At 75.0% G+C, this 3,310-nt stretch carries 4 protein-coding genes; 3 read left to right on the top strand and 1 reads right to left on the bottom strand.

The window, feature by feature from the left end:
* A partial coding sequence (mftD, locus tag VFW24_17400) for a pre-mycofactocin synthase MftD (protein ID HEX5268544.1) occupies positions 1-1,160 on the bottom strand: 1,160 nt, incomplete at its 3' end.
* 43 nt (positions 1,161-1,203) lie between these two features.
* On the opposite strand from mftD, the gene mftE reads away from it, so the two are divergent.
* From mftE to VFW24_17385, 3 genes are all read left to right on the top strand, one after another.
* A complete protein-coding gene (gene mftE / locus VFW24_17395) occupies positions 1,204-1,911 on the top strand; it encodes a mycofactocin biosynthesis peptidyl-dipeptidase MftE (GenBank protein HEX5268543.1) in 708 nt (235 codons plus the stop codon).
* 17 nt (positions 1,912-1,928) lie between these two features.
* Entirely contained in the window at positions 1,929-2,702 is a 774-nt protein-coding gene (locus VFW24_17390; GenBank protein ID HEX5268542.1) for a mycofactocin-coupled SDR family oxidoreductase, read from the top strand.
* 23 nt (positions 2,703-2,725) lie between these two features.
* Positions 2,726-3,310, top strand: a 585-nt coding sequence (locus VFW24_17385; protein ID HEX5268541.1) for a MoxR family ATPase, incomplete at its 3' end; no start/stop codon positions are given.

The following is a 3,310-nucleotide window of genomic DNA, read 5'->3' as shown; positions in this document are numbered from 1 at the left end:
CGACGGGGGAAGTCCGGGGGGACGAGCACGTCCTCGGCGCCGATCTCGTCGACCGACTTGCGCCCGAGGCCCCGCAGAGTGGAGTCGATGCCGTTGCGGAAGACGTCGAGGACGTTCTCCACGCCCGCCTGCCCGTTGGCGGCCAGGCCCCACAGGTAGGCCCGCCCGATCATGACCGCACGGGCTCCGAGCGCCAGCGCCTTGACCACGTCTCCCCCGCGCCGGATGCCGCCGTCGAGCACCACCTCGACGTCCCGGCCCACGGCCTCCACGACGGCGGGCAGGGCGCGGACGGAGGCCGGCGTCGTGTCGAGGTTGTTCCCGCCGTGGTTGGAGACCGAGATGGCGGTGGCGCCGATGTCCACGGCCCGGCGGGCGTCGTCGAGCCGCATGACCCCCTTGATCATGACGGGGCCCGTCCACTGCTCCCGGAGCCAGCGCAGGTCGTCCCACGACGGCGGCGGGGTCTGCATCCACTCCCCGTAGGCCTCGAAGAACCCGGGGGCCTTCTCCCCGGACACCACCATGTTCGGCACGGTCAGGTCCGGGGGGCCTCCGGCCCGCGCCCACTGGGCCAGCCACCGGGGGCGGCGGATCACCTCGGGGCCGTAGCGGCGCACGGCCTCCCGGTCGATCCGGTTGGGGATGAACGGGCTGCCCCAGTCCCGGGCGTGCACGAACGACCAGTCGAGGGTGACGATCAGGCCCACGCAACCGGCCGCCCGGGCCCGCTCCAGCCTCTGGACGATCCGGTCGCGGCTGCCGCACCAGTAGGTCTGGAAGAACGTCTGGGGATTGGCGGCCACCACCTCCTCGACCGGCCGGCTCGCGAAGCAGCTGAGCCCCATGGCGACGCCCCGGGCCGCCGCCGCCCGGGCCACCGCCACCTCGGCCCCGGGATGCACGGCCTGCACTCCGGTCGGCGATATGACCACGGGCAGCGCCACCGACTGGCCCATCACGCTCGTGGACAGGTCCCGCTCGCTCGGCTGGCCCGCCACGTGGGGGGCAAAGCCGAGCTCGTCGAACGCCGCCATGTTGTCGGCGTAGGTGGTCCCCCGCTCGGCCCCGGCCAAGAGAGCGGCGTAGACCGACGGCGGCAGGCGCTTCTTGGCGCGCCGCTCCGCCTCGGCCACGGTCTCCATCCACTCTTCCGCCATGAGCCGCCCAGGATAAGGGGCCCGAGGTGGCACAGTGACGGAGATGGCCCTGGACGAGATGACCTGGACGGCCGCGGCCGGAGCGGGCGGCTCGATCCTGGCCGTTCCCCTCGGCGCCACCGAGCAGCACGGCCCGCACCTGCCCCTGGGCACCGACACCCTCGTGGCCGGGGCGTTGTGCGGGGTGCTGGCCGGCCGGCGCCCCGACGTGACCGTGGCCCCCCCGATGCCCTACGGGTCGAGCGGGGAGCACGCCGGCTTCCCGGGGACGCTGTCGATCGGCCAGAGGGCCCTCGAGATGTTCGTGGTCGAGCTGGTGCGCTCGGCCGACCACTTCTCCGGGGTGGTGCTCGTGTCCGGCCACGGCGGCAACGCCGAACCGCTGACCCGGGCCGCCGCCCTCTGCGCGTCCGAGGGTCGCGCCGTGCTCCCGTGGTGCCCGCCCCGGGCCGTCGTCGAGTCGGTGACCGGGTCCCTGCCCGCCGACGCCCACGCCGGCCGGGTCGAGACCTCGCTGGTCCTGCACCTGGCGCCCGACCTGGTGCAGCCCCTGCCCGCCGGTCAGCCGGCCCCGGCGGCCCCCATCCGGGAGCTGATGCCCGCCCTCCGGCGCTCGGGCGTGGCCGCCGTCTCCCCCACCGGCGTGCTGGGAGACCCGGCGGACGCGTCCGCCACCGAGGGCCGGACGCTCCTCGACGCCCTCGGCGCCGACCTGGTGGCGGCCGTCGACGCGTGGTGCCCGGCCGGATGACCGGCGGGGAGGCCAGGGTGGCGGTGGTCACCGGAGCCGGGCGGGGGATCGGCGCCGCCACCGCCCGGGCCCTGGCCGCGTCGGGCTGGCGGGTGGTGCTGGTCGACGTGGCCGCCGACGACCCCGCCATCCCCTACCGGCTCTCGACCCGCGACGAGCTCGAGAAGGTGGCGGCCGAGTGCGAGGGTCTCGCCGTGGTCGGCGACGTCCGCGACCAGGCGGACATGGACCGGGCGGTGGGGGCCGCCGTCGAGCACTACGGCGGCCTGGACGCGGCCGTGGCGGCGGCCGGCGTGATGGCAGGCGGGGTGCCGACCTGGTCCACGGCCGACGAGACGTGGGACGCCCTCATCGGGGTCAACCTCCAGGGGGTCTGGCGACTGGCCCGGGCGGCGGTGCCCGCCCTGCTCGAGCGGCCCGAGCCCCGCCAGGGCCGGTTCGTGGCGGTGGCGTCGGTGGCGGGGACGACCGGCATGCCGCTCCTCGGGGCCTACGTCGCCTCCAAGCACGGGGTCCTCGGCCTGATCCGGTCGTTGGCGGCGGAGCTGGCTTCGCACGGCGTCACGGCCAACGTCGTGTCCCCGGGGTCGACCGACACCGACATGCTCCTCGCCACCGCCGACATCTACGGCCTGGCCGACCCCGCCGACTTCGCCGTCCACCACCCGACCGGAAAACTCGTCCGCCCCGACGAGGTGGCCGCCCTCATCCGCTGGGTCGCCAGCCCGGAGAGCTCGGGGGTCACCGGAGCCGTCCTGGCCGTCGACGCCGGGATGTCGGCCGTCCAGTAGAGCCGGCATGGGACACTGGCGCCGTGGGTGACCCGGACAGCGCGCTGACCGACGTCCTCGGCGCCGTGGGCCTCAAGCGGATGGTCGTCGGGCGTCAGCGGGAGATGGAGGTGGTGGTGGCGGCGCTCGACGCCGGGCGCCACGTCCTGCTCGAGGGCCCGCCGGGCACGGGCAAGTCCACCCTGCTGCGCGCCATCGCCAACGAGGCCGGCATCGGCTTCGAGTTCGTCGAGGGCAACGCCGAGCTCACCCCGGCCCGGCTGGTCGGCCACCACGACCCCAGCCGGGTCATGAGCGAGGGCTACTCCGACGCCATCTTCGTCGACGGCCCGCTGGCCCTGGCCATGCGCGCCGGGTCGCTCCTCTACATCGAGGAGATCAACCGGGTCCCCGAGGAGACTCTCAACGTCTTGATCACGGTCATGTCCGAGGCGGAGCTGCACGTCCCCCGGCTGGGCCGGCTCGCCGCCGCCCCCGGGTTCCGCATGGTGGCGGCCATGAACCCGTTCGACGCGGTGGGCACGGCCCGCATCTCGTCGGCCATCTACGACCGCACCTGCCGGATCGCGATGGGGTACCAGTCCGCGGCGACCGAGGCCGCGATAGTG

The organism is Acidimicrobiales bacterium, from assembly GCA_036273495.1.
GTDB lineage: Bacteria > Actinomycetota > Acidimicrobiia > Acidimicrobiales > JAJPHE01 > DASSEU01.
Note: the sequence above shows the minus strand (reverse complement) of the source record. Positions and strands in the feature narration are given on the sequence as shown.

What these genes read in the sequence shown, in the direction of transcription:
- mftE (HEX5268543.1), top strand. Translation starts at nt 1,204, where the DNA reads ATGGCCCTGGACGAGATGACCTGGACGGCCGCGGCCGGAGCGGGCGGC.